The following is a 24,304-nucleotide window of genomic DNA, read 5'->3' on the forward strand; positions in this document are numbered from 1 at the left end:
TATACCACGTGAATTTCTGACTGCCTACATGGTCTTGCCAAACAAGATTTAGAATGATCATCCCGCTTCTATGTCATCAAAGAGTTCTCCGTTGATATGAAGAATTTCATCAATGGGAATGCTTGTTCCTTCGCGCAAAATTACGGCACGCTCATAATCGTCAATCTTTTTTACCGTGCCGGAGACGCTTACATATGCGCCGCCGGCCTTCTTTTTGTCCGGAACGAAGTAGGTGATGGTCACCTTGATCGGGTCGGGCAGGCGCTCCTGCACCAGCGTCAGCCGCAGGTCGATAGCGGCTTTTTCGCCCTCGTCCAACTCAATGCGACGATCTGTCAGACGGGCGGTTTCCTCCACCGCCGCTTCGTAGCCGGTCAGCGCGGCAAAGGGAGAGAATTGTGCCGCACGGTCCAGGCGGGACATGGGCGGATGCTTTTCGGAAACATGGTGCGGCAGAAGGAGAATATCGTCATAAGGCGTGTTCATGCTTTGTGCCCTCCGATCTGCCCATTGCGCTGAATGGTGGTCGCACCCTCCTGCAAGTTGGTACCTTTCAGAATGGCGTTCTTCCCGTATTTCTCCTGAATCTGCAGCATGGCGTGCTGCATCCGCTTTTCCCGCTCCAGATCGGCGGCCTCGCGCCGGCGCTTCTCCCGCTCGGCGGAGTAATCCGTGAACAGGTCAAGCTGTTCAGTTTCCCGCGGCCCAGCGGCTTCGCTTTCCGGAACGACATGGTTTGCCGTGAGATAAATGCGGCGCACCAGCAATTTGGGGTTCATGATGCGGTCAAAAAGCGCTGTCACGGCCTCGACAATAAGCTTTGTAGAGGAGGTCTGCCGGTCAAGATTAGCTGTGCCGTGGGCGTGCTTCGGGATCTTCCTGCCATAGCGGTCTGTGGTCACTTCGCCGCTGTAACTGCTGCTGACGGCGGGGTCGGTGAGATTTTCGATGTCGTAGCCCACGGTCAGTACCAGCTGGTCTGTCACAAGCTCCTTGCGTACCAGATCAAGCACCAGCAGCTCCGTCATCTCCCGAACGACCAGCTTTGCTTTCTCAAAGGAATAGGGACACTGTAATACTTGACCGGAGCCGACGCTGTTTGATTCCGGTTTATATGCCTTGATGTCGGCGATCGTGCAGGGTTCCCAGCCCCAGGCGTGGTCAATGAGCAACTCCGCGTTGACGCCGAATAGCCGGTAAAGCCGTTCCTCGTCGCGGATGGAGCAGCGCGCCACATCGCCCATGGTAAAGAGCCCGTTGGCCTCCAGCTTTTTCGCATAACCTTTGCCCACGCGCCAAAAATCTGTTAGCGGACGGTGCGTCCACAGTTGCCTGCGATAGGACTGCTCGTCCAACTCCGCAACGCGCACGCCGTCCTTGTCCGGCGCAATGTGCTTAGCTTCAATGTCCATGGCAATCTTGCAGAGATAGAGGTTTGTCCCGATGCCTGCTGTGGCCGTGATGCCCGTGGTTTTCAGCACGTCCTGAATGATCGTCATGACCAGCTTCCGGGCTGTGCAGCGGTAGGTCGAGAGGTAATCGGTAATGTCCATGAATACCTCGTCGATGGAATAAACGTGGATGTCCGTGGACGCTACATACTTGAGATAGATGTTGTAGATCTCCGTGCTGCGCTTCATATAAAGCGCCATCTGCGGCAGCGCAACAAGATAATCCAGCGCCAGCGAGGGATTTGCTTTTACCTCGGGATCGTGGCTGGAAGCGCCGGTGAGCGTCCGCCCCGGCGCGCGGCTTTTGCGCAGGGCGTTTACCTCCCGAACCTTCTGTACCACCTCAAAGAGCCGTGCCCGTCCCGGCACGCCATAGGCTTTTAAGGACGGCGAAACCGCCAGACAGATGGTTTTCTCCGTCCGGCTCTTATCCGCCACCACAAGGTTCGTCTGCATCGGGTCAAGCCCGCGCTCGATGCACTCCACAGAGGCATAAAACGACTTGAGATCAATGGCGATATAAACTTTTTGTCTGTTTGTTCCCATCGGTATTTTTCCTCAATTGCTCCAACAGCCCCCGGCATCCGGCATCAACCGCCTGCCATGTTGCATTGAAGTCGCGGGTATACCACGGGTCCGGGATGTCGCCCTGACGACCCGCATACTCCACCAGCAAGTGTATCTTGTTCGCATAATCACCGCCACAGATATGGTACATATTGCGCAGGTTTTCCTGATCCATACCGATCAGCAGATCGAAGTGGTCGTAGTCTGCGTTCGTGAGCTGCCGTGCCACTTTGCCGGCGCAGCTGATCCCATGCTCTGCGAGAAGTTTCCGCACAGACGGGTACACAGAATTGCCGATTTCCTCGGTGCTGGTGGCTGCGGAAAATATCTCGAATTGTTTCAAGAGCCCCGCCTTGCTAACCAAATCTTTCATGATAAATTCCGCCATCGGGCTGCGGCAGATGTTGCCGTGGCAGATAAAAAGTATCCTTGTCATGTGGTCCCTCCGGGATGTCTTATTCCGTTTCAGTATAGCATGGTTCCGATACTTCGTCGAGGACAAGCTGCTCCTGTAAACGGGGCCTTTTTAGGTGAAGATAGCGCGTGTGGTAAGTCCAATTTATATAAATAGTAATTGGAAATTTTCGTAAAACCATTGTATAATATATGATATGTAAGGTGAAACAGACAAAGGTTTGTGACGCAAAGCTATAGGGCCTGTTAATGGTCGCCAGATGCACCACTCTGAAATACTATCGCTTTTGTGATAGTGCCTTTTTCTAAAGGTACAGATTATTGGACAGGCAATAATTTATAATTCGTTGTAAATAAAAGCATTAGCCCGGTCGCTTTAATAATGGAGGTAAAAAATGGAACAGAAACAGAAAGTCGCATATCTCAAAGCACTAATTTACATTGCGGCGGCAGATGATACGGTGCAAGATTCCGAACGTGCGCAATTCACGGAGCTTGGCAAGCTTTATGGCCTGACTAATCAAGAAGTTCAGGAGATTGCCGACAGTGTAATTAAGAAAGAAGAATCATTAGAATCTATTCTTGCCGGAATCACTGACCGCCCAATAAAACTCTTGCTTCTCTATGATTTGCTGGCAATATGTTATGCCGACAACAACTATTCTATCGCGGAGAAAAATACCATGAAAACGATTGCTGCTCTTCTTGAAATTGAAGGAAGCAAACTAACAGATATGGAAAATGTGATGACAGAAAGTGTCGAACTCCACGAGAAAATCAATAAAATCCTGGAAAAGTGAAGGGGTGGGATGATATGAAATTAGGCAAGGTTTTACTTGTATTAGGAGCAGGAGCAGCGTGCGTTGTTACTGGTGGCCTTGCAGCGCCAGCAATCGGTGCGGCTGTTGGTACATCCCTTTTGGGATTATCAGGGGCGGCGGCTACATCAGCAGGCTTAGCGGCGCTTGGTGGTGGTGCTTTAGCGGCTGGCGGCGCTGGGATGGCTGGTGGGACTCTGCTTGTTCAAGCAATTGCCGGAGGCGTGGGTGTTCTGGGTGCCGGAATCGCGACAAATGCCGCAGAGGGTGTGAAAGTAAAAAAACAGAATCAAGAACTGCGTGATGAATTGCACCAACAGAATATTGATAACGCTACCAAACAAAAAGTCATTCAGCAGTTAAATAATAAGGTTGAGGAATTAAAACAAGCCTTGGCCGATGAGAAAAAGAAAACTGACTGCAATGAGGACCGGATACGACTGCTCCAAGATCAACTTGATGACATTCTGCGCACCTTGGAAGTTGCTAAGGCGGCATAAGGGTACATTATGGACAAGGATAGCATCATTCTAAAATACGAGCAGGACGAGGTCGCTAATGCTGCTTCTAATTTAGAGACGGCAGCATCACAAAATAATGATCAGTGCAAAGAGTTGGATGAGCTTCAAGAAAAAATGAAGCGAATATACGAACTGACCGGAAAACAGCCGTTCTCACCCTCAAGTGTACAACTTGCAAAACCATCGGAATCTACGGTTGAAAGAAGCACATTTATGCCTCCACAAACGCTTACTTATGACCAGCTTTTTGTGAAAGCCAGTAATTCGCTCGTTGCACGCGGGCTTGATGTGGATAGCCTTGATTACCATTCACTTGTATCAGAAGACGAATTGGTCGCGATAGAGAAAGAATTAAACAGGCCACTTCCCAGACGAGAAAGATGGACAAAAGGCGATTTTGTGGCAGTTTTCATTGCTTCCGCTATTGGGAGCCTTGCAGATGTGATATTAAGCAATCGTAACAACTTATTGACTGGCACGGACTCGGATTTTTCAAAGTGGTTGAATCAGTTTCACCAACATGAGGGTGGAGGACCAATCGACTACCAGGGCCCCCATTTTGGCGGTGGTTTCCATAGAGGACTTTCTAAGGGGCATGATATCCTCCGTTTTATAGAGGGCATCATGATGTTTAAGAATGGGCAATTTGAAGCAGTTCGTTATGAGAATGGCATTGCGCATACCGTTATCAGCACAGTAAATCAATTTGGAAAGCCCTATGAGCAGTTAGGCGTACTTGAGGCAATAGTGCGTTACGCGAAACATATGTTTGCGGATTTATTCTCAACTTGTAGTTTGCCTTTTCCGGGAAGTTCATTTTTGGTTGAGGCAAATAACCGTCAAATGCGTCAATTTGCCGCTGATATGTACAAAAATGGGTTTAATATCAAAACTGTGATAAGCCAGGGGCTTTCCACTATTATCATTGAAGTTATACTGCGTATCTACTTCAGTATTCAATCAGTGGAAAAGTACAAAGATGAATTTGAAATTTCTGAAGACTATTCAAATTTTGAAGCGGCGAAACATTTCTTTAAGCAGGAAAACAAAGATAAACTGGACGAAATGCTATTGGTTGCACACTCAATTGTGACCGCTGTAAATATAGGTAAAGTTGCTATCGAAAAAGCCCCTTGGGAAATAAATGTGACAGAAATCGTTAGTGTTGTCCACTATGGCGTAAAAGTTATGTCTAAAGCAATTGAGTGTAACTCCGAGTATGCAAAACTCATTAGAAGCACTGAGAAATTACATGAAGGTTGGTCATCACTGGAGCAGCGTATCCGTACTGACGAACAGATGGTTCTCTCCGAAAGCTCAAGGCTAATAATTGCCTGATTCAATATGTAATAAGGCCACTCGGCACATAGCTGAGTGGCCTGTTGCTGTCATGTGGCCTCTGCGGGATGTCTTGTTCCGTTTCAGTATAGCATGGTTCCAGGGCTGATGCTCCTGTAAACGGGGCCTTTTAGGTGAAGATATGCCGTCACATCATTTCCATCCCGCTGAGATACTGCGCCTCGGTAATGTTAAAATCAATCCGGATGCCATAGTTTTGGCTTATGGTGACGGCCTTGATCAGATAGGACGCTACCATCTTTTTCTCCTCCAGCGAAGCACCGTCATAAACTTCCGCCCAGGAGAGGAGCCGCTGATGTTCCGCCTTGATGTCCTCAGTCAACTCTGCGGTTTCAGTCGCTTTATTCTGCAAATCTTCAATTTTTGCAGACAGATCGTTGACGCTTTGCTGTACGATATCCATTCGTTTTTTGACCTGCTCCGGCGTAAATACGCAGGTGCCTTCGATGGAATCCAGCATCAGGCCTTCCCATTTGGAAAGCTCCTTGCTGCTCTTGACATACTCCGCTTTGACCGCTTTAAGCTGCTTTTGATATGTGGTGGTCGTTGAGGTGATCTGCCGCTTCAGCAATTCACTTTCTTTCACGTCTTTGGCACGGAAGAAAATGCCGGACAAAATGGAATCTACCACCTGATCCACCTTTTCTGCGCGATAGGTAGAAGGGCCGTCGCACAGGTCTCTATGCTGCGTTCGATTGTAGCATTTGTAGATGGGAATTCGCTCCCGCACCTCGCCGTTCATGGCATGATGGCTTTTACGAGCAGTGGACGCAAAAATGCGGCCACCGCAGTGACCGCAATAAACATTTCCGGAGAGCAATGTCCTGCCGACATTTCGCCGTGGACACATTCTGTCGGGACGGGACACCTCAAGTTCCTCACCGTCTGCCAATTCCACCGTTTGCGCTGCCGCAGCACATTTTTCTTCGTACTCAGCGCTGCGCTGTTCACGGGCCTTTTCCACCCTCTGAAACTGCTCCGGTTCCACGATCTGCAGTTCTGAAAAGATTTCGGACTGCGTCTCTCCGCTGCGTAGGATTCCGACGTACATGATATTTCTCAAAATGTTTTGGATGGAAGAGTAGTGGAAGGGCTCGCCGGTACGCATATTGACGATTCCTTCCTCCGCCAAGCTGGAGGAAATTTTTCTGCCGCCGTATCCATACCGATCTGAGAGCTCAAAGATTTTCTGAACCGTCACCGCTTCTGTCGGCTCAACGGCAATGTCGTATAGCTCACGGTTCTTCTTCCCGGTACGTCCGTTCTTTACGAGCTTGTACCCGTATGGCGCGCAGCCGCCGCGAAACCGTCCTTCCTGGACAATCTGGGCAAGGCGGGTTTTGGTACGGATCGACGTTTTGATGCTCTCGCCGGATGCCTGCCAGTACCGTATGTAATTCAGCAGTTTATCCACATGGTTGTCAAAACGCTGCTGGCCTTCCTCTGCGCTCCAAACCTCAATCCCATTTTTTACAAACCATTCTACGACAAACGGCGTTTCATCCTCCTTGCGGCCCAGACGGTCAAACATGAATACAAGAAGAATATCAAATTTGCCAACCGCAGCGTCCTTTTGGATTTCCTGAATCGCGTCGCGGTCTTTTGCGGAGACTTTGAAACCAGAGACGCCCTTTTCACTGAATTCCTTGACAATTTCCCAGTCGTCCTTGTCAGCGACAAATTCGTGGCACCGCTGCTTTTGCATGGGAATATCGTCCCTTTCAACCTGCTGTTTCGTGGATACACGATACAGACAATAAACGCGTTTTGCCATGATGCTCCCTCCCTTACTGTGCCTGGCAGCGGAGATAGGCTGACTTCAGGATATCCTTGACCAGTTTTGGGATTTCATCGCTGCCGGAATCCGAAAAGGAAAGGCGAACGGTAACGCCGTCAATCACAGTTTCTGTGATTTCCTTCTCCTGTGTCGCCGCATCCTGTGTCATATTCATTACTGCTCATCTCCTCATCCATAAAATCCGAAAGGGCCTGCTGCAACCCGTCTTTCACGGCAGGCAGATCATCTGGTAATTCTTCAGTCATGCCGACCGCAAGACCCAGTAAATCCGAAATCGCGTGCAATTCCTGTATGTTCAGGCTGGGCTCCTGGCTAATCAGGATTGCCCCGTCCACAACAATCATCTGGATATCCGCATCCTCTGCAATTTTGGCCTGACGCAGAAGTTCTGCAGGGATTTGAAACCGCGGTTCCGCGTCGATTTCCGTCAGTGAATTTTTCGTAAGCAGAAACTCACGAAAAGTATTCTTTTCGCCGTCTTCCGTCAAAAACGCCACCTTGACGTGCATTCCGGCAAATAGGCCCATTGCAATCAGCTCTCTTGAGGGGATCTTCAGATTCCCGTATTGATTGATCGTATAGCTGTTCTCTGAAATCATCATTTCAATTACCTCGTTTCAATCTTAATATCACAAAAATAGGGGCCGCTCCGTTTGGTTGAGCAAGCCTGCGGCTAAGTTCTTACATGATGAGCGACCCCCATGGCTTCTGACATTAAGTCAGATTTGAAAAATGGCTCTGTTCGACACTACTCCCCGAGCCAAGGCGACGAACGAGAACAGCGGCTGGCGCCGCTTCATGGGAATCCAACCCCTCCGAGGATCTCTCCGAGCCGCCCCCATTGCTTGAAACTGTGGCTGGGCGGAAGTATCATTGTAGGCTGACGGGATCATTGCGCAGCGGCTTACCGAAGCCGCCTGCCGGGGATGGGTGCGCGCTCGCCGCCTTTTGGCCGTTCGCTTAATGGAGAACTCTCCACAGGCGGGTCTTGGCGCATCCCCGGTATCGCTTTCCTGTTTCGCAGGACCGTTAGCTAACGTATTCTCGCTGTCGGATATGACCGCCCGGGGCGGTGTTTTTCAAGGAACAATGCAGGGACTTGAAATAATCCCTTCACCTATCGCGGCAAAAACGGGTTTTTGACACCCTGTTTTTCAAAATATTTTCTAATTTTGTTCTTGGAAGCCAGAATTGATCTGGAAATATTCTGCTGAGAGGTGCCCTCTTTTTTTGCAATTGCATGGGTGGAAACGCCATCCACACAAAACATCCACATACGGCGACGCTGCAAGTCGGTAAGGCATTCTGCGATACTGCTCATGAGCAGGCAGCAGATCGCTTTTCGATTCTGTTCTTCGATATCAGCAATAAAGGAATCCTCTACCGATGCAACTGCGACAGCCATTTCCGAGAGTCCCTCCAGGGAAAGCGTGTTGTCCGAATATGCATGGCACTCACACTCGGCATCATGATAATTTTCATCGGACCACGCTTTGAAGCGAAGGAACTCTTCTTCGCTGGGGAAGTTCTCACGGGTGAGTCGAATCAAACTACCATCCGCATCCTCATATACGATGGCGTCCCTGTCTTTTTTGTTGAGCGCATAGATGCTTTTTGAATAAAACATTTTGTAACCTCCGAATTTTTGAATTTTGAATGGAAATCAAAACTCAGAGGTCACGGGTATTCAGCGATCTGGCATTGCCATTGGCCGCAGAACATAAAAAAGTCCTTTCCCGAGCAGATGGGAAAGGACTTTTAACGCGGTACAAAGCAATCGGGCAGCGTGCAGAAACACACAAAAAAGCGCCGTATAAAGCGGAATGGACACAGAGGTTCTGTGCTCCAATCCGGCTTTGTACGGCGCTTGGCAGTCTCCTCAGATTTTCATCTGATTCTCTCCGCTTGCTCGATTAGAAGTCGTATTGCGAATGATTCAATTGTAGGAGCCTTATCGGTGCTGGCGATCCCGCCGCCGGCAAGCGGCGTAAACGTGCCAACGTTTCATACGGCGGAAATAGCCGAGATTTACCGGGTATTCCTCTTTGCACTTTTTGCAGAACACCATCTTGTGGCCGGTAATATCGGAAAACACGCGCTCGACGAGATAGCCGCAGTAGGGGCAGTAGATATCCCTGAGTGTCAATGCCGCAGTTTCCTGCTTGGAGTCGGACAGCTTCCTTCTTTTCTCATCTGAAAGCTCTCTTTTTTGGTGATAGGCACGAACCTCGCTCATCAGGCATCACCGCCAGTCCCAATGCCAAGTTCGCCGACAATGTATTCCGAAATGTCATGCCGCTGCAGGATACCCAGCTCCTTGAGCCGATACAGAAAAGCCGCAAAGGATGCACCTATTGCGTTAGCCATTTCTTGAATCAGCAGACGGTCTGAAACGCGAAGGACGCTGTCGCCGTAAATCGGGATGTGCTCTGGCGCGTCAAACGCTTTCATTACATTCCAGAGTATAAATTGGGGCATCAGCAGCGCGGCACCCAGCCGGTCTATCATGGCCTCTTTGAAACTGAACAGATCTTTGATCTCAGCCGGAGAATAAACGCGTTGGCTGTCAAATTCACGATGGAAACTCGCCTGGGGCACGGTTCGATCCATCACAAAATGTGCTCCCTCGTGACTAATGGTGAACCTGCGCCTGCCGCTCTCCGGTTCCTGGCGCAGAAAACGTTCAATCACAATGGTGCCTTTTTCATACACAATCGGGGTAGCCTGTTTCTTCTCATAGATCAGCAGCGGTGTAATGCCGTCCGAGATGAATCCGATCTTATCGGTGTCACGCTCGGCGAAGGAGCGATACAGAAGCGGTAGGTGAAGGAAATCTGTCACAAAGCCTTCAATATCAACGCAGAATGCCGTGCCAGACTCTTTCCCAAGATACTGTCGGATCAGGCCGTCGCCAAGCTCGTCCAATTGCTCATAGGAAAAAATCGCCATAATCTATGTTCCACCTCCACTACGGAGAACGGTCAACGTACCATTGCAGGCCGTCTCTGTACAGATATTTTTCCGCACTTCCTATCTTAATCGTGTAGCGAATTCCTTCAAATTCATGGTGCGCAGCGGTGCAGGCGTGTAGGACTCTTTTGATGTTCCAGCTCCTGCCGTCGTCCCAGCAGATTCGGATCGGCAGCGTGACGCCTTCCTTGTCGCACTTGCAGATCACGGAAACATATACCTTCTGCATGGGACTGCACCTCCTGTCAAATCATCTGCGGAGCTTGTCCGGCTCCGTCTTAAAGCTTTTTAATTACATTTCGGGCAATACCCTGAACCGATATGCGCCGGGGATAGAGATCGTGATTCGCGGGATTGCTACTCTCCGCCTGCAAATAGTGTTTTCGTCTACTTTTATCATAGGCGAGGCGTTTGAGCGTATTGCAGTTATCATCATCCAGCGCCACAACGATATCGCCAACCCGTTCCTGTACGCCTTTTTCAACGACGATCAGGTCTCCTTCGTCGATGCCAGTCAGATTCATGGAATCGCCCTTAGCCTTGAGAATATAAAAATCTCCATATCCGAAGATGGAGGCGGGAAGAGAGACATACTCCTGAATTTCCTCCCGTTCTTCTTCTGGGGAGCCACATCGAATCGTGCCGACGATGGGAGCCAGGGAGCGGTCGGCGTTACTGTTCTGCGTCAGAGTCGTTGCAATTCGTTTGCCGTCATAGGAGATTATGCCTTTCTCGTTCATTTCAACGAGATACTTGTAGGCGGTGCCTCTGGAAACGCCTACCTCATTGGCTATCATCGTGGTGGAAGGAGAGCGGCCATAATCCGTATAATACTGCTCGGCAAAATCGCGGATTTTTTTCATCGTTTCTGGGCTGCGCTTTTTCATAATGACCTCTCCAATTCTTATAAAGAAGCAGTCTGCTTCGTTACTATCATTATACGCAGTCCAGCTTGAATTACAAGAAGATTTTCCCAAAAAGAAATGAGGTGTCGCTTAAAGGCAACACCTCATCACTTAACGTCTGATTTCATATTTCCGAATCCAGTGCTTGAACGGCATCACGAACCATTTTCCCGTATGCCGCGTTGACATCATCCGGCGCTTTGATCTTCACCCTGCCACCGAAGCCGAACACCCAAGCATAAAAGACGTGACTGACGGCAACGTCAACCACGACACGAAATGAAGCTGAATCATTTTCATGGATCTCCACGTCCATTCCAAAGCGATCGAGAATGGCGTCCATGGTGCTGTTGTCGCAGATCAGTTCCACATTCTGGCGTTTGCTGTTGTACATTCGGAAGGAGGTCTTGATGTAGTCATTGATATTGAAGTCGGTTGGAACCGGCGCGGCAGGCTCATCCAGAATCGTCGGCTGCTGAGAGATCCTGTCCATCCGGAAGTTTCCAATGTTTTGGTGCTTTTTGGAATAGCCTACCATGTAATAACAGTCTCCATCCCAGACCAGGTAGTACGGACTGAATATGTATTCTTGACCACCGTTCTTCAGCGTCTTTTCCTTTTGCGCGTTGTAGTCGTAATATTGAAACGCAATCTTTTTACCGGCATTGATCGCCGCGTTCACTGTATCGGCAATATAGAACACTTCCTCATTGTCAGGCTTGAAGCGACTGCATGCTTTGAGATTTCGCTTCAGCGCGTCCGCGCTGTGAATGCTGGCCAGCTTCTGGAGCTTTTTAATCAGGCTCTCGCTCTTTTTCTCTGTAATGAATTTTGACGATTCCACCGCGTCGATCAGAAGCTTAATCTCTGCAAGATCAAAGGTGCGGGAAAGAACACGGTATTTGTTTTGCGTGGATTTGATCATATCAACGTCAAGGCCCGCCTGCGCCAGCACCTGAATATCGTCGCTGACTGTGGTGCGGTGGGCGCTGATGTGATATTCCCGCTCCAGAATATCAATGAGCTCGTTCGTGGTGAGAACATGATCTTCATCGGTTCTTTCCAGTAGTATTTTGGCAATATAGATCGGCCTCAGTTTGTTTTCTATGTTCATGGCGATACCTCAATATCCATGATGTTATCAATGGAAATAGCTTTCCTATCTGTCAGTACAACTTTGCGCTCATATTCATCTATCTTCTTTACCGATCCTGCAACGGTCACATACGCGCCGCCTGACTTCTTCTCGTCCGGCAGGAAATAAGTGATCGTGGCCGTGGGTACTCATCCAACCGTTGGGCTATTCAAATATTGCTCATTGATCGCACTGATGTGCCTCCGCATCTGTTCAACTACGGCATCCGGCGCCGTGATAACTATATCTGGCCCAAATCCACTGATCCATCCGAAAAACTGCGGGCTGACAATAACATCAACCGATACGGTGAAGTGATTATCCCCATCGGGTACAAGGGAAACGTCCTTCCCAAATCTGTCCAGAATTGCCCCCACCAAGTGGTTTGCGACCCTCAACCTGACGGAACGCTCCTCGCCGGAGAACATGCCGAATACTTTCTTGGCATAGGTACCCATGTCCAGAGATTCAAAATGTTCCTGCCCGTCACGCTGTTGGTCCGTTATTGAGATATCCGCCATCTTGTCCACGCGGTAGTGCTTAATGATTTCAGCATCTGAATCAAAGGCGACCATGTAATAGTTCTCGTCGTCCCAGGTGAGCGCATAGGGGCTTACTTCATAGAAGTTCCCGCTCTTTCGGAATATACGTTTTTTAGCAATGTCGTATTCGAAATAGTGAAATCGAATTTTTCTGTTATGGGCTATTCCACTATGAATCTCATCCACGTTGTAATAGATGGACTCGTTCATGCTCTTGATTCGATTCGTAACGTAGACCTGACGATTAAGAAGTTGTGCCTCATAGATGCTGGCCATTTCTTCGATCTTTTTAATCAGAGAACCGGTTTTCTTGTATGTAATAAATTTTGAGGACTGGACGCTGTCAACGAGGAGTTTCAGCTCCGGCAGCTCAAAATATCGGCTGCCGACGTAATAATTGCCCGACTCCTGGATAATGTCCATACCATATGTCCGAAGCAGTTCAATATCGGTATAGATGCTTTTGCGTTCTGCCGGGATGTCGTTCTGGTCAAGGTAGGCAATCATTTGCTTCATCGTTACGGGATGCTGCTCGTCCGTATTCCGCAGCAGGTAATCGCGCAGATAGAGCAGCTTTAATTTTTGACGTTCTGATCGGGCCATATGGAACTCCTCCCATAAATGCTAATTTTCAGGGTCGTTATAGGGTGTGTCCTCCACGCCCGAGGTTTTCAGGCTGGTTACAAAGTGGTCCAGGCCGCGGCGAACAAGCCGCTTCAGCCACTCCGCACCACCGAAGTGTTTGACCAGGGCGGGACTGACGGCGTAGTAGCAGCGGACGAAAGCACGTCCGGGCACTGTCCGCTTCAGCCTGTAGTCGCGGAACCGACGCAGCGTCCATACTTCCGGGCAGTCATAAGACCCATAGACGGCGGTTGCAATGTAGCAGCCGTTCTTTTTTGGGCCGCCGCCCCCGCCTTTTTTGACCTCGTTAAAAGTCTGCATGTATTGCACATATCCATCGATGCCTTTTCCAAAATATCCGTAATCATCCGACATGTGGATTGCCTCCCCTCATTCATTATGCTTTCGGTTATGTTATAAGCATAATGAAAGTGGTGTCCAATACTCAGGACAACATCAGGATATCATAATTGAATTTGTATGACAACCAAAATTGTAATAATCAGTACATCGTATTTAATCTAAAGGCATGGCCTTTTTCTCCGTTTTCCTAAACAGTCCTGATTATTGGACAGCCTTTGACGCATGATGTAGGTGTAATAAAAAGCATCTGTGAAAGGAGTCCGCGTCATGGAAAACTACTTTGTCACGATCACCGGCATGAACCACTATCTCGGCATGAACCCGTATAAGGTCAATCGCCTTGTTAAATTGGTCAAAGAGCCTGACAATCCACACGATCCGGAAGCGATTCGTGTCGAGCTTCCGTTCATCGACACGATTGGCTACGTGGCCAACAGCGTGGGAACTGTTTTCGCCGGTACCTGCAGCGCCGGCAGGCTCTATGACAAGTTTGAGGATTACGCATATGCGCAGGTAATGTTCATCACGCATTCCAGCGTGATTGCAATTGTAGTGCCGAAAGAGGAAGTCGAGAAAAATGATGCACCAGATATGGCCCCGAACACAATGCAAGCCGAGCCACGGGATATCAGCACACCAAAGGCCAAAATCGGATTCTAAGATAGTCCGAAGTTTCCGATGTGTGGTATGATTATCTGTGTATTAAAAAGAAATAGAGGTAAAGTCATGTACATCAAAGATATGAGCATCAGCGACCAGATCGAAGGATTTTTCCTGCTGCGGGATGCGTTTGCAAAAACAACAATGAGCGGGAAACCGTTCCTGAGCATGGTCTTGTCCGACTGTACAGGCACGATCGACGCACAGATTTGGGATTATACCGGCCCCGTGACGCCGAAAGATACCGGGGCTGTGGTGAAAATTTGTGGGACTGTGTCCGAGTTTAAAGGAACAGTGCAAATTACGGTGGAGCGCTTACGCCTCGCTGACACTAACGACCAATACAGTGTCGGCGACCTGGTGCCCACGGCGCCGATCGACGTGGAGACAACTTGGAGGAAGTTGCAGGAAACTGTTGATACAATAGAGGATCAGGATTACAGATCAATCTGCAAGGAGATGCTTGGCAAATACGGTGAGAGAGTTAAAAGCATCCCCGCAGCCAAAAGCGTCCACCACAGTTTTCTGAACGGGCTTTTGATGCACACGACGTATATGCTTCAAACCGCCGATTTTCTGGCCGGACTGTACGAATCGGTAATCGACCGCAGTCTGCTGCTCGCCGGAACTCTGCTCCACGATTTTGCGAAATGCGAGGAGTTTACAACGTCGCAGCTTGGGCTTGTCACAGATTATTCCATGAAAGGGCAACTGCTGGGGCATCTCGTAATGGGCGCTCACGAAGTAGCCAATGTCGCTGCTGAGCTACATGTGCCGGAGGAAAAATCGGTGCTGCTCCAGCACCTTATTCTGTCCCACCACGGAGAGCCGGAGTTCGGTGCCGCTGTCCGGCCGATGTGTGCTGAGGGAGAGTTGCTATCGTATATTGATATGATTGACAGCCGCATGGAGATCTACCGCGAAACGCTGGAGGAAGTTCCCACTGGGGAATTCAGCAGGAGAATCTTTGCGTTGGATCGTAGGATCTACCACCATAATTAGAGGGAAAACAATGATAATAATTGCATGTGTAGACGACAACATGGGGATGATGTTCAATCGTCGCAGGCAGAGCCAGGATCGGGTTCTGAGAGAGCATATCCTGGAGGCTACGAAGGACAGTAAGCTTTGGATGAATCATTATTCCGTAAAGCAGTTCTCGGAAAACAATGCGCCGCAGATCAATGTGGATGATAATTTTATGTCTGAGGCGGGCGACGGCGAATATTGCTTTGTTGAGGACTGCGACGTCACCCCTTACCTACGGTGGGCCGAAAAAATTATCCTGTACCGCTGGAACCGGCGGTATCCGGCGGATCAAACTTTCTCTGTTGATTTGGCCGAAGGCGGGTGGAAGCTCGTCCATACGGAGGACTTTGCCGGATCTTCTCACGATAAAATTACAGAGGAGATCTATACACGATGAAAAAGTCCATTCGCGCGTTGCTCCCGCTGTTTCTGGCGATCGGGCTGCTTCTGTCCGCCTGCTCCGCAGAAAGCTCCTACTCCTTAGACTCAATTCCAGATTATTCCGGCAGCGCATATGTCAACATCAATGACAATAAGCCGTATTTTTCCGATACCGATCTGACGACGACATCCTTTGAAACCTACAGCGAGCTTGACGGCCTTGGCCGCTGTGGAGTCGCCTATGCCAGCGTTTCCACGGACACGATGCCCACGAAGGAGCGCGGCTCGATCGGGCAAATAAAGCCCACGGGCTGGCACACGGTCAAGTACGACTGCATCGACGGCAAATATCTCTATAACAGATGCCATTTGATCGGCTATCAGCTCACTGCGGAAAACGCGAATAAAAAGAACCTGATCACCGGTACCCGCTATCTGAATGTCGATGGCATGCTGCCATTTGAGAACATGGTGGCGGACTACATAAAGGAAACGGACAACCATGTACTTTATCGGGTAACGCCCATATTCGACGGTGATAACCTTGTGGCTTCCGGGGTATTGATGGAAGCGGAGTCTGTCGAGGATAAGGGCGAGGGCATATGTTTTTGCGTCTTCTGCTACAACGTCCAGCCCGGCGTTAACATCGACTATGTCACCGGAGAAAGCACGCTGGCCGAAAGTTATACGCCGGCTGCGGAATCCAGCTAAAAAGCAAGCTTATATCGGGTCGCGCGATGATTATCGCCCTGGGATATAAACAGTGCGGTCAGTGCAAACCATAGAGCGATTAAACAACCTGTGGAGGCTAACAGCGAATACTTATTTTTCTAACGAAACGGAATCTAACATTGACTTTTCCTTTACGGATAACTTCTTATTTAATCTTTAAAGCAAGCTTGAGGAGGCTTTAATATGGATTTCTGGGATCACTTAACACTTGTTACACTGATAACGGTAAGAGATTATTACCGTGACAAAGAAAAGCTGGAACGCAGAGCAAGGAAATTTAATCAGCAATGCAATAAAGAGATCGCAGGTGCTGCCTCTGACTTGTTCAATGCAATTACCGAGGTTTCCGAGAAGGCAAATCCTAATTGCATTCCCAACGAAATAGGAACTGGAAGCATTATATTGCCGGTCTATGCTTTTGCAAAAGTCTTACAGGCTCAAGGCGGAATACCATCCTCTGAACAGAAGTCATTTCTTGATTTTTATTTTAAAAATATGAGTGTTGGCTTCTCAGAAAATGAGTTCTTGGCATCAATGCACAGCAATAACGATACGCAGCATAAAATGGACGCACTTGTGGGAATATCAGAAAACTCCGTAGGGACATTCTGGATTGCTTTCTTCAAGGCTATGTATGTTACGAAAAGCGACGAAGGCACGCTTTCAAAAGTGGCGGACTATTTTTCTTCGATTGTTGTGCGGTTCTCAATACTCGGAAAACCGCAGAGTCAAGTTGCATTGCCTATCTGCGAATTTTTTATCAAGGCAATACATATGCAAATTATTGAATGTCGGAAGCTCCCGGAAAACGATCTGGACTTTATTGGCGAAGTCCCTTATTTGGAGCACAAGCAACGAATAACCAATATTGCCATGTCTCTTCTTTATGCTGCCGGTGAACAAGATGGCCTTGATTTAAATCAAATGTTGCCAATATTCTACATTTCGATGCTATATGACATGGTTAATATGGCAAGCAGAAACACCCATGATAAAGCAGGTATACTGGATTATGCCATGAAGATATGTTCAATAGAGTTTGAGTTTTCTGGCTATGACATTTATATGCATGTTGAAAACGGTGACGAACTCGGCGAGCTGATAGGCATAATGTCAAACAGAATGTTTGTAATAATAGCCGGTTTATCCGGGCAGGCGCATAGGGAAGCAGACGGGCCAAAATTTACCGCTGAATGTTTGGGATTCTTAGTTGGAGTTGAAAAGCAACTATCCAAAGAATACCCATTGAGCGGATTTGGCGATCTTGCTCGGACATATATTACTAACCAAACGCAATCTCTACTTAACTTAATGAAATGAGTGAAAATATTGAATAGCATGAAATAAGCGAGGGGGCTTTGGATTGGATTTAGTTGGTAAGAGAGTCTTGCATAAAGCAAAATTTGGTGAGGGTATAATCACAAGCTTTGCCGATAATCGCATCACAGTTAAATTTGATTCGGACGAAGCAATCAGGCTATTCGAGTACCCGACGTGCTTTCAATCATTTCTCGAACTTATTGATGAAAACGCCGCCACAGCAATGCAGAGCGTCATTGCTGAAAACGAGAAAGCAAAGCGAGAACGTCAGGAAAAGCAGCATCAAGAAGTCGAAGCGCGTAATTTTCAACGGCGCTTGCAAGAGCAAGAGCGTTCTGCAGTTCGCGGTGGAAAAGCCATTGTGCTTCGCCCATTTCCAACTGTAAACATATTTTGTGAGCAATACGAAAAAACGCTGATTGCTGAAATAACTTATCTGAAAACCAACGGGGGTAAGCGGCAGCGCATTTTCGACGGCAAACTGATTGAGAACAAAAATGGCAGTTACATTTATTCTTTTGAGGCTGATTGCGAACTCAATTACCCAGACGGAACGCAGATCACACTCTGGTCGGGGACAAGCAGCATCCCGGCAAGTATCGTAAACTGTGAGGACTTCACGCTTGTTATATCCTCAGCGACCGACCTCAGCCGAGATGTTTCTTCCATTGAGTTCTCTGCGGAACCTTGGCGGCTAATAAATTCGCTGATTGAGCGTCTTAACCATTTGAAAGATACTGCTTCTATGCCAATCGTCCAAGCCTTGGTGTGCGATGGATTTAAGAAAATTCAGTATGGTAAGGAGATCACCAAAGGGCAAGAAAATGCTTGTCAGACGTCTCTCTCTCAGCCGATCACGTTTGTATGGGGGCCTCCCGGAACTGGAAAAACTGAAACATTAGCAAAGATGGCTTTGAAGCATATTTCGCAGGGGGAACGTGTTCTCATGCTCTCATACAGCAATGTTTCGGTTGACGGTGCGATCATGCGTGTTGATAAGCTTGACAGCAATAAACGCGCCGGAAAACTTGTGCGTTATGGATACCCCCGTAACAAAGAACTTTTACAGCATTCGTATCTTACGACTTATAATCTTGCATTACATAATCATCCGGATTTATTGAAGGAGCGGACAGGCCTTACAGTTGAACGCAATGGCGTTTCAAGGGCATCCCCGCGCTATGTCGAAATTGGAGCGAGGTTGGCTCAAATCCGAGCTCATCTTGCTGAGGAAGAAAAAGCGTCTGTTCGTTCGGCTTCCTTCGTCGCAACCACGGTATCAAAAGCAGTTGTTGACAAAGTGATCTATGAAGGCAAATTTGACACCGTAATTTTTGACGAAGCGAGTATGGCCTATATACCACAGATCGTGTTTGCGGCAAGCTTGGCCTCGAAGCACTTTATCTGTATGGGCGATTTCGAACAGCTTCCCCCCATCGTTCAAAACAGCTCTGATTCAATACTCAATGCCAACATCTTCCAATATTGCGGCATCACCAGCGCGGTTGAAGCGGGTCATAGTCATGAATGGCTTTGTCTGCTTGATACACAATATCGCATGCATCCACTCATAGCGGACTTTGCAAGCATCAATATGTATCACTCGCTGCTCCGTTCTGCCGATAATATGGAACGTGAGCGGTCTGCGATAACACATTCGCTTCCGCTTTTTGATCAGCCTCTCGGAATAGCCGACCTAAGCGGAATGATGTCGGTATGTACGCAGACGACAGATTCGTCGCGAATAAACCCGCTAAGCGCGTTGATGGCGTTCGGCTTAGCTCTGCAAGTGGCAGATAAATACGACGTAGGAATCATTACGCCATATAATGCGCAATCTCGTTTGCTTCATGCGATGGCTCGTGACGCAGCTGAGCAGTGTCCGGCGTTGCGCCCAATATCATGTGCAACGGTGCATCAGTTTCAAGGCTCCGAAAAAGATGTCATAATCTATGACGCGGTTGACTGTTATCGCCAGCGTTTTCCGGGAACGCTATTAACGTCAACAAATAATAATTATGCCAACAGGCTTTTCAATGTAGCGCTGACACGTGCAAAGGGCAAGTTTGTTGCTATCGCTAATGTTTCATATATGGAGAATAAGGGCTTGTCCACGAGCCTTATGTTCTCCAAACTAATCAATCGTTATAAGCATACTCCGCAAAGCATTGAAGGAAGCGAGTTTACAAAAGCGTTCTTGAATCCTGATTATCCTTGCTATCAGTGGATAAACGCTCAAAACGGCACCGAGCTTTTTATAAGTGACCTTATTGATGCGAAAAGAGAGATTCGTATCGACATTCCGGCTGAAATGAGTTGTGTTGATATAGTCATAGGCAAAATATATACCGCACTGAAACAAGCTAAGAACAGCGGAGTAAAGGTTGTAATCCGAGCAGAAGACAAATCAACATTGCCTAATGAACTAAAGCCGTTTACCATTGAGAATAAATACACAGCAAATCCGATCACTCTTATTGATAGGCAAATCGTATGGTTCGGCGAGCCGCTGTCTAATGCTAATTTCAAATCAGAAGGGACGGTCTTGCCCACAAGGTATCGTCCTATCATCAGATTTGACGGAAAACACACAGCGAATTCTCTGTATGGCTTTCTCGAGATGAACAGGACGGTTGACCAAGGCACACTATCTTCAGAACAAGATTGCGAAAATGACGGTGCAACTTTTGCGGCATTTGTTGCAAGCAATATGCGCTGTAACGAGTGCGGCAAACCGCTCAAGTTAATTAAAACGAAGGGGAAGTTCTTTTTAGGATGCTCAGGTTATCCAGCTTGCAAGTCTTCAGGAATGATTACAGTTGATCTAATCGAAAAATATTTTTCCAGTCTCGGCAAATTTGGGAAACACTGTCCCCAGGATCATACTTCATTAGAAGCCAAATTGGGACCATACGGGGTCTATGTGCAGTGTTGCGGCTTGGCACGGCACAAGTTCAAACTGGATGAAATATAGCGTTAAGAGCAAGAGAGGGACGGCTTCTCCCTTGACATCCGTCCCCCGCCGGCGCTATGGTGAGGAAAAGGCGGCAGTGGCTTGTCCGCTGCCGCCTTAAAATTTGCTCTGTTCTGCTTCTTTGTCTGGAGTTTAAACACAATTTGGGATAGACCTGGATTTCATGGGTTTGTTCTCAAAAAACATTTTAAATTATTCCACAGATTGCTCTATGAATCTTTCATAGGCATCCGCTTTCACAAATCTTGCGCCCTGTCCCAGTGCTGCAAAGTGCTTTTCACCGCAGCGAATCTTGGCGCTCTCGGTGGGGCGCAGCGCGTCGGCCAGGATATTGCCCTTTGTTTCAACCACGAAATAGAGCTTGTTCTGTCCATTATCCTCAATGACCACAGCCCAGTCAGGATTATAACTGCCCAGTGGTGTGGCAATCTTGAACCAGTCCGGCAGCTTGGCATAGACTTTGACGCTTTCGTTGCCTTCAAACCTTTCGGCAAAGCTGCGCTCCACCTCACTATCGTATACCACATAGTTGTAAACACTGCGGTGGCTTTCGATCATATTGCGGTTCAGGTAGCCGGTCAGCTCCTCGGAATCGAACAGCTCCTGCGCATAGAATTCGCTGTCTCCCAGTTTAGTGTACTTAATGCCGTCCACGATCAGTAGCCGCATCACAGAGGCAATCGTTTTTGCAGCGTCCTCCATGTATGCCTGTGGGTTCTTTTTGAACAGCGGCAGAGTCTTGCTGCGGGTGAGAATCTCAACAATGGTGCGGCGGGTGAGGTTGGTGCGGTTTTGCAGATAGGTCACGATATCCGGCAGGTTCTCTTTTACGTCCGCAGCCAGCACCGAAAGCCGCTGCGTTTCGGCGGCATTTACGCCGCCCTCAGTCACGCTGACCTTGGCCTTGGAATACACCAATTTGGCCGTGCCCACGTTCAGGTTCATCTGCAGATTGTCGCAGCATTTTTGAATCAGTTCTTCGGAATCAAAGTCCACCCGGTAGGTGGTCTTGTATTTGATTTTATCCCACAGCGCCCGGAAATCCTCGCCCAAAAACAGCTCTTTGTTCAGCGCGACCACGCGCTTGTCCGCCGCTGGCTTAATGTTCAGATTGCCGCTGGCCTTCTTGCAGACGGCCGCAATGGCGTCCCTCTGCTCGGCCACCGGTTTCGGCACGGTAAGCGTGTTATTTTTCAGCGCCACTTTCAGCGTGCCGGTCACCTGATCCTTGCCGTCGATATAACCCCAATCTCGGAACGCATGATAAATCAGCTCCGACTTCTCCATGCCGAGATAGGCCACGCTGCCGTCAGCCTGCTTGACCGGGATATTGGCAAAGCTGTGGCTTTCCAGCACGCCGAAACGAATGCCCTCGTCTGTCTCGTACTCGTTCTGCAGCTTCTTGGCAAAAACATCGTAGCTCTCATTCGCCATGACCGTCAGCGTATTGATGGCAAATCCGTGCTGGCGTTCGCCGTTCTGGTTGACGCACAGGCGCAGGCCGCGCCCAATTTCCTGCCGCTTTTTTACATCGCTCTTGGTTTCGTTTAACGTGCAGATCTGGAACACGTTGGGGTTATCCCAGCCCTCGCGAAGAGCGGAGTGAGAGAAGATAAAGCGCAGCGGGCTTTCAAAGGACAGTAGCCGCTCTTTATCCTTCATAATCAGATTGTAGGTGTCGTCATCGGCGGAGGTGGCGCCGTTTGTGTCTTTAAGCGTGCCTTTCTTGTCCACCGAAAAATAGCCGCCGTGTACCTTTTCCACCGGGGTGTCCACGTCCACATCCTGAAACAGGGTGCGGTACTTGGGCCGCTGGATCAGTTCCTTGTAGTTGCGCTCGAAAATCTCGGCGTAGGGGCCTTGATGGGTATTGCCATCCTTGTCGTAATAGCGGTAGTTGGCCACGCGGTCGATAAAGAACAGACTCAGTACCTTGATGCCGCGATGGTTCAGCGCCAGTTCTTTATTCAGATGCTCCTCAATGGTCTTGCGGATCTGCTGCTCTTTGATGGCAAGGTCGTCAATGTCGCCCACGGCCTCACCGATACGCAGGATGGTCGGTTTGGTGGAGAAGCTGACATATTCGTTGCCCTGCTCGCAGTAGATTTCATCCACCAGATAGTTTTCATAAACCTCGCGGCCGCCGGTCAGCTGCTGCAAATCATCCCCGGTGCGCACAGTCACCGGCTTTCGCTTGACGCTGCCCTTAATTTCGCAATCCATCTCAATTTTCGCCGTGATCGGCGATTTTTTATTGTCCACGGAAAGGAGTTTCATGTAGGCATTGTTGTGATAGTCCACGCTCTCAAAGCTGGCGACCTCAATCTGCTTCACCAGTTCCATGTCAAAGGCGTCCACCGCGTCCAGCTTGTAAACCAGATTGTGCTTCACCACATGGGTGGCGGAGTAGCGCAGGGTACACAGGGCGTTCAGAGAAGTCATGGCCTTTTTGGAAGCCACCGCGCCCTTGCCCTCCACCGACTGAGGCTCGTCCACAATCACAAAGGGGCGTGTTTCCTGAATCAGCTCAATGGGGCGCATCCCGTTGAGCTGGTCGTTTTGGCGATGGATGATGTTGACCTTACTCTCCTTGTCCGGGTCGTCAAAGCTTTTTCGGAAGGCGTCGATGTTGATGACCATGATGGAAATATGGTCGCTGACGGCAAAGGAACGCACCTGCTCTAGCTTGTTGCTGTCGTAGATGAAGTAGTCGTACACCGTGTTGTCGTAGAGATTGCCGAAGTGCTCCTGCGTAATTTGCAAATTCTTATAGACGCCCTCTTTGATGGCGATGCTGGGCACCACAATGACGAACTTAGAAAAACCATAGGCCTTGTTCAGCTCGAAAATTGTGCGCAGATACACATAGGTCTTGCCGGTACCGGTCTCCATTTCCACGTCGAAATCGTATGTATTCTTTTTCAGCGTCTTGGTCTGGGGTAGGCCGTTGCGGAGCTGTACCACCTGCAAATTGGCGAGAAGCTCGTCCTCGGTCAGCTCCAGCTTGTTGCCGATGCCGTGGTTGGTGTCCTCCATGCCGATCTGCCCGGCGTAGGCGGAGACGGTGAAGTTGGACTGCTTGGGCGTCTGCCCCCGAAAGAGGTCGACCACAGAAGAAACCGCCCGTTCCTGATAATGAAGGTTTGCGTCAAATTGTAGTTTCATCGGAAACCTCCTCAAAATCTGGCAGCTCTTTATCTGGAGCACAAAGGAGCCCCGGATGTGCATAATTGCTACTTAGGTAAGTAGCTTCATGATCTGGGAAACATAAATTTGATGATTTTGCAACATAAAAAGTTAATATGTACAGTGCCGAAATTGCCTGCACCGCATTAATGTACGTCGCATCACCAAAAAAGCTTCCTCTATTATGCTTAACATGTTGATAGGACTCCCACCAATTTAATTTTCTATTGTTCCAATCAGCGAATGGAGCGATATCTTTCCCGAGCCGTCGTACAGAAACAGTTGCTGTGATTATCTTTGGATATTTTCCAAGAATAGTAGCCTTGTAGGTACCTATATCGCCAGACACTTGATGGCCCGTAATCAACTGACAAAGAATCTTGAACGCCGATTCAACTTCTGTGCAAGCTAAGATAATCAGTTTTGCAAATTCAAACGAGTGAACATTTTCTTGTCCCATTGGCTCAATATATCTTGATGTGTTAGCAAGATCGTTTTCAAGGCTTAAGTAATAATTCCATATGCCTAAAAGTTCGTCCTTCGTCATCATCCACC

The 24,304-nt window shown here is 48.6% G+C and carries 24 protein-coding genes; 9 read left to right on the top strand and 15 right to left on the bottom strand.

The features are described 5' to 3' along the window. Positions 1-57: 57 nt before the first annotated feature. From VA597_RS12375 to VA597_RS12385, 3 genes are read right to left on the bottom strand one after another with little or no spacing between them, the layout of a single operon-like run. Positions 58-486: a hypothetical protein gene (locus VA597_RS12375; protein ID WP_326974663.1), complete on the bottom strand. Its 429-nt coding sequence runs from the start codon at positions 484-486 to the stop codon at positions 58-60. Further along, the gene (locus VA597_RS12380) at positions 483-1,997 is read right to left on the bottom strand and encodes a Y-family DNA polymerase (RefSeq protein WP_326974664.1); all 1,515 of its coding nucleotides are present in this window, start codon (positions 1,995-1,997) and stop codon (positions 483-485) included. Before VA597_RS12380 ends, VA597_RS12375 begins: the two co-directional genes overlap by 4 nt. After that, a complete protein-coding gene (locus VA597_RS12385) occupies positions 1,960-2,454 on the bottom strand; it encodes a low molecular weight protein-tyrosine-phosphatase (RefSeq protein ID WP_326974665.1) in 495 nt (164 codons plus the stop codon). Before VA597_RS12385 ends, VA597_RS12380 begins: the two co-directional genes overlap by 38 nt. Before the next feature lie 373 nt (positions 2,455-2,827). Between VA597_RS12385 and VA597_RS12390 the strand changes: the two genes are divergently transcribed. Genes VA597_RS12390 through VA597_RS12400 form a run of 3 tightly spaced genes read left to right on the top strand, consistent with a single transcriptional unit; the run spans position 2,828 to position 5,109 of the window. Next, the gene (locus VA597_RS12390; RefSeq protein WP_326974666.1) at positions 2,828-3,232 is read left to right on the top strand and encodes a tellurite resistance TerB family protein; all 405 of its coding nucleotides are present in this window, start codon (positions 2,828-2,830) and stop codon (positions 3,230-3,232) included. 14 nt (positions 3,233-3,246) lie between these two features. Then, on the top strand, positions 3,247-3,750 hold the full coding sequence (locus tag VA597_RS12395) for a hypothetical protein (protein WP_326974667.1): 504 nt from the start codon (positions 3,247-3,249) through the stop codon (positions 3,748-3,750). Between the two features lie 9 nt (positions 3,751-3,759). Continuing rightward, complete coding sequence (locus tag VA597_RS12400; protein ID WP_326974668.1) at positions 3,760-5,109, top strand: hypothetical protein; 1,350 nt, start codon at positions 3,760-3,762, stop codon at positions 5,107-5,109. 148 nt (positions 5,110-5,257) lie between these two features. Here VA597_RS12400 and VA597_RS12405 read toward each other — a convergent pair whose 3' ends face one another. The 10 genes from VA597_RS12405 to VA597_RS12450 all read right to left on the bottom strand — a co-directional run bounded on the left by VA597_RS12405 (position 5,258) and on the right by VA597_RS12450 (position 13,479). Then, the gene (locus VA597_RS12405; protein WP_326974669.1) at positions 5,258-6,904 is read right to left on the bottom strand and encodes a recombinase family protein; all 1,647 of its coding nucleotides are present in this window, start codon (positions 6,902-6,904) and stop codon (positions 5,258-5,260) included. 119 nt (positions 6,905-7,023) lie between these two features. Beyond that, positions 7,024-7,530: a hypothetical protein gene (locus VA597_RS12410; protein WP_326974670.1), complete on the bottom strand. Its 507-nt coding sequence runs from the start codon at positions 7,528-7,530 to the stop codon at positions 7,024-7,026. 515 nt (positions 7,531-8,045) lie between these two features. Then, complete coding sequence (locus VA597_RS12415) at positions 8,046-8,555, bottom strand: sigma-70 family RNA polymerase sigma factor (protein WP_326974671.1); 510 nt, start codon at positions 8,553-8,555, stop codon at positions 8,046-8,048. Between the two features lie 324 nt (positions 8,556-8,879). Next, positions 8,880-9,164 (bottom strand): hypothetical protein, encoded by a 285-nt coding sequence (locus tag VA597_RS12420; RefSeq protein ID WP_326974672.1) that lies wholly within the window; start codon positions 9,162-9,164, stop codon positions 8,880-8,882. Beyond that, complete coding sequence (locus VA597_RS12425; RefSeq protein WP_326974673.1) at positions 9,164-9,877, bottom strand: ImmA/IrrE family metallo-endopeptidase; 714 nt, start codon at positions 9,875-9,877, stop codon at positions 9,164-9,166. The genes VA597_RS12420 and VA597_RS12425 overlap by 1 nt, the downstream gene beginning before the upstream one ends. Positions 9,878-9,896: 19 nt before the next feature. Then, on the bottom strand, positions 9,897-10,127 hold the full coding sequence (locus VA597_RS12430) for a hypothetical protein (RefSeq protein WP_326974674.1): 231 nt from the start codon (positions 10,125-10,127) through the stop codon (positions 9,897-9,899). A gap of 49 nt (positions 10,128-10,176) precedes the next feature. Beyond that, complete coding sequence (locus tag VA597_RS12435; protein WP_326974675.1) at positions 10,177-10,785, bottom strand: LexA family protein; 609 nt, start codon at positions 10,783-10,785, stop codon at positions 10,177-10,179. Positions 10,786-10,927: 142 nt separating this feature from the next. Beyond that, positions 10,928-11,917 (bottom strand): helix-turn-helix transcriptional regulator, encoded by a 990-nt coding sequence (locus VA597_RS12440; protein WP_326974676.1) that lies wholly within the window; start codon positions 11,915-11,917, stop codon positions 10,928-10,930. A gap of 170 nt (positions 11,918-12,087) precedes the next feature. Further along, entirely contained in the window at positions 12,088-13,083 is a 996-nt protein-coding gene (locus VA597_RS12445) for a helix-turn-helix transcriptional regulator (protein WP_326974677.1), read from the bottom strand. A 21-nt stretch (positions 13,084-13,104) separates the two neighbouring features. After that, positions 13,105-13,479: a CFI-box-CTERM domain-containing protein gene (locus VA597_RS12450; protein WP_326974678.1), complete on the bottom strand. Its 375-nt coding sequence runs from the start codon at positions 13,477-13,479 to the stop codon at positions 13,105-13,107. A 255-nt stretch (positions 13,480-13,734) separates the two neighbouring features. Between VA597_RS12450 and VA597_RS12455 the strand changes: the two genes are divergently transcribed. The 6 genes from VA597_RS12455 (at position 13,735) to VA597_RS12480 (ending at position 20,563) form a co-directional block, all read left to right on the top strand. Continuing rightward, positions 13,735-14,127 carry an HIRAN domain-containing protein gene (locus VA597_RS12455; protein WP_326974679.1) on the top strand — a complete coding sequence of 131 codons (393 nt, stop codon included), beginning with the start codon at positions 13,735-13,737 and terminating at the stop codon, positions 14,125-14,127. Positions 14,128-14,193: 66 nt separating this feature from the next. Then, positions 14,194-15,129, top strand: a complete 936-nt coding sequence (locus VA597_RS12460) for a 3'-5' exoribonuclease YhaM family protein (RefSeq protein WP_326974680.1) — start codon at positions 14,194-14,196, stop codon at positions 15,127-15,129. 10 nt (positions 15,130-15,139) lie between these two features. Next, positions 15,140-15,553, top strand: a complete 414-nt coding sequence (locus VA597_RS12465) for a ribonuclease Z (RefSeq protein ID WP_326974681.1) — start codon at positions 15,140-15,142, stop codon at positions 15,551-15,553. Beyond that, on the top strand, positions 15,550-16,248 hold the full coding sequence (locus tag VA597_RS12470; protein ID WP_442872776.1) for a DNA/RNA non-specific endonuclease: 699 nt from the start codon (positions 15,550-15,552) through the stop codon (positions 16,246-16,248). The genes VA597_RS12465 and VA597_RS12470 overlap by 4 nt, the downstream gene beginning before the upstream one ends. Before the next feature lie 204 nt (positions 16,249-16,452). After that, entirely contained in the window at positions 16,453-17,589 is a 1,137-nt protein-coding gene (locus VA597_RS12475) for a hypothetical protein (protein WP_326974682.1), read from the top strand. 43 nt (positions 17,590-17,632) lie between these two features. Beyond that, a complete protein-coding gene (locus VA597_RS12480; protein WP_326974683.1) occupies positions 17,633-20,563 on the top strand; it encodes an AAA domain-containing protein in 2,931 nt (976 codons plus the stop codon). 192 nt (positions 20,564-20,755) lie between these two features. Here VA597_RS12480 and VA597_RS12485 read toward each other — a convergent pair whose 3' ends face one another. Both VA597_RS12485 and VA597_RS12490 read right to left on the bottom strand, forming a co-directional pair. Next, positions 20,756-23,728 carry a type III restriction-modification system endonuclease gene (locus VA597_RS12485; protein ID WP_326974684.1) on the bottom strand — a complete coding sequence of 991 codons (2,973 nt, stop codon included), beginning with the start codon at positions 23,726-23,728 and terminating at the stop codon, positions 20,756-20,758. Continuing rightward, positions 23,712-24,299, bottom strand: coding sequence for a hypothetical protein (locus VA597_RS12490; RefSeq protein ID WP_326974685.1), 588 nt, complete (start codon positions 24,297-24,299; stop codon positions 23,712-23,714). Before VA597_RS12490 ends, VA597_RS12485 begins: the two co-directional genes overlap by 17 nt. Between the last annotated feature and the right edge of the window lie 5 nt (positions 24,300-24,304).

Source organism: Caproicibacter sp. BJN0012 (genome assembly GCF_035986805.1).
GTDB lineage: Bacteria > Bacillota > Clostridia > Oscillospirales > Acutalibacteraceae > Caproicibacter.

Excerpts from the sequence above, each read along its gene's own strand:
- VA597_RS12375 (WP_326974663.1), bottom strand. The coding sequence starts at position 486 with ATGAACACGCCTTATGACGATATTCTCCTTCTGCCGCACCATGTTTCC.
- VA597_RS12380 (WP_326974664.1), bottom strand. The coding sequence starts at position 1,997 with ATGGGAACAAACAGACAAAAAGTTTATATCGCCATTGATCTCAAGTCG.
- VA597_RS12385 (WP_326974665.1), bottom strand. The coding sequence starts at position 2,454 with ATGACAAGGATACTTTTTATCTGCCACGGCAACATCTGCCGCAGCCCG.
- VA597_RS12390 (WP_326974666.1), top strand. The coding sequence starts at position 2,828 with ATGGAACAGAAACAGAAAGTCGCATATCTCAAAGCACTAATTTACATT.
- VA597_RS12395 (WP_326974667.1), top strand. The coding sequence starts at position 3,247 with ATGAAATTAGGCAAGGTTTTACTTGTATTAGGAGCAGGAGCAGCGTGC.
- VA597_RS12400 (WP_326974668.1), top strand. The coding sequence starts at position 3,760 with ATGGACAAGGATAGCATCATTCTAAAATACGAGCAGGACGAGGTCGCT.
- VA597_RS12405 (WP_326974669.1), bottom strand. The coding sequence starts at position 6,904 with ATGGCAAAACGCGTTTATTGTCTGTATCGTGTATCCACGAAACAGCAG.
- VA597_RS12410 (WP_326974670.1), bottom strand. The coding sequence starts at position 7,530 with ATGATGATTTCAGAGAACAGCTATACGATCAATCAATACGGGAATCTG.
- VA597_RS12415 (WP_326974671.1), bottom strand. The coding sequence starts at position 8,555 with ATGTTTTATTCAAAAAGCATCTATGCGCTCAACAAAAAAGACAGGGAC.
- VA597_RS12420 (WP_326974672.1), bottom strand. The coding sequence starts at position 9,164 with ATGAGCGAGGTTCGTGCCTATCACCAAAAAAGAGAGCTTTCAGATGAG.
- VA597_RS12425 (WP_326974673.1), bottom strand. The coding sequence starts at position 9,877 with ATGGCGATTTTTTCCTATGAGCAATTGGACGAGCTTGGCGACGGCCTG.
- VA597_RS12430 (WP_326974674.1), bottom strand. The coding sequence starts at position 10,127 with ATGCAGAAGGTATATGTTTCCGTGATCTGCAAGTGCGACAAGGAAGGC.
- VA597_RS12435 (WP_326974675.1), bottom strand. The coding sequence starts at position 10,785 with ATGAAAAAGCGCAGCCCAGAAACGATGAAAAAAATCCGCGATTTTGCC.
- VA597_RS12440 (WP_326974676.1), bottom strand. The coding sequence starts at position 11,917 with ATGAACATAGAAAACAAACTGAGGCCGATCTATATTGCCAAAATACTA.
- VA597_RS12445 (WP_326974677.1), bottom strand. The coding sequence starts at position 13,083 with ATGGCCCGATCAGAACGTCAAAAATTAAAGCTGCTCTATCTGCGCGAT.
- VA597_RS12450 (WP_326974678.1), bottom strand. The coding sequence starts at position 13,479 with ATGTCGGATGATTACGGATATTTTGGAAAAGGCATCGATGGATATGTG.
- VA597_RS12455 (WP_326974679.1), top strand. The coding sequence starts at position 13,735 with ATGGAAAACTACTTTGTCACGATCACCGGCATGAACCACTATCTCGGC.
- VA597_RS12460 (WP_326974680.1), top strand. The coding sequence starts at position 14,194 with ATGTACATCAAAGATATGAGCATCAGCGACCAGATCGAAGGATTTTTC.
- VA597_RS12465 (WP_326974681.1), top strand. The coding sequence starts at position 15,140 with ATGATAATAATTGCATGTGTAGACGACAACATGGGGATGATGTTCAAT.
- VA597_RS12470 (WP_442872776.1), top strand. The coding sequence starts at position 15,550 with ATGAAAAAGTCCATTCGCGCGTTGCTCCCGCTGTTTCTGGCGATCGGG.
- VA597_RS12475 (WP_326974682.1), top strand. The coding sequence starts at position 16,453 with ATGGATTTCTGGGATCACTTAACACTTGTTACACTGATAACGGTAAGA.
- VA597_RS12485 (WP_326974684.1), bottom strand. The coding sequence starts at position 23,728 with ATGAAACTACAATTTGACGCAAACCTTCATTATCAGGAACGGGCGGTT.
- VA597_RS12490 (WP_326974685.1), bottom strand. The coding sequence starts at position 24,299 with ATGATGACGAAGGACGAACTTTTAGGCATATGGAATTATTACTTAAGC.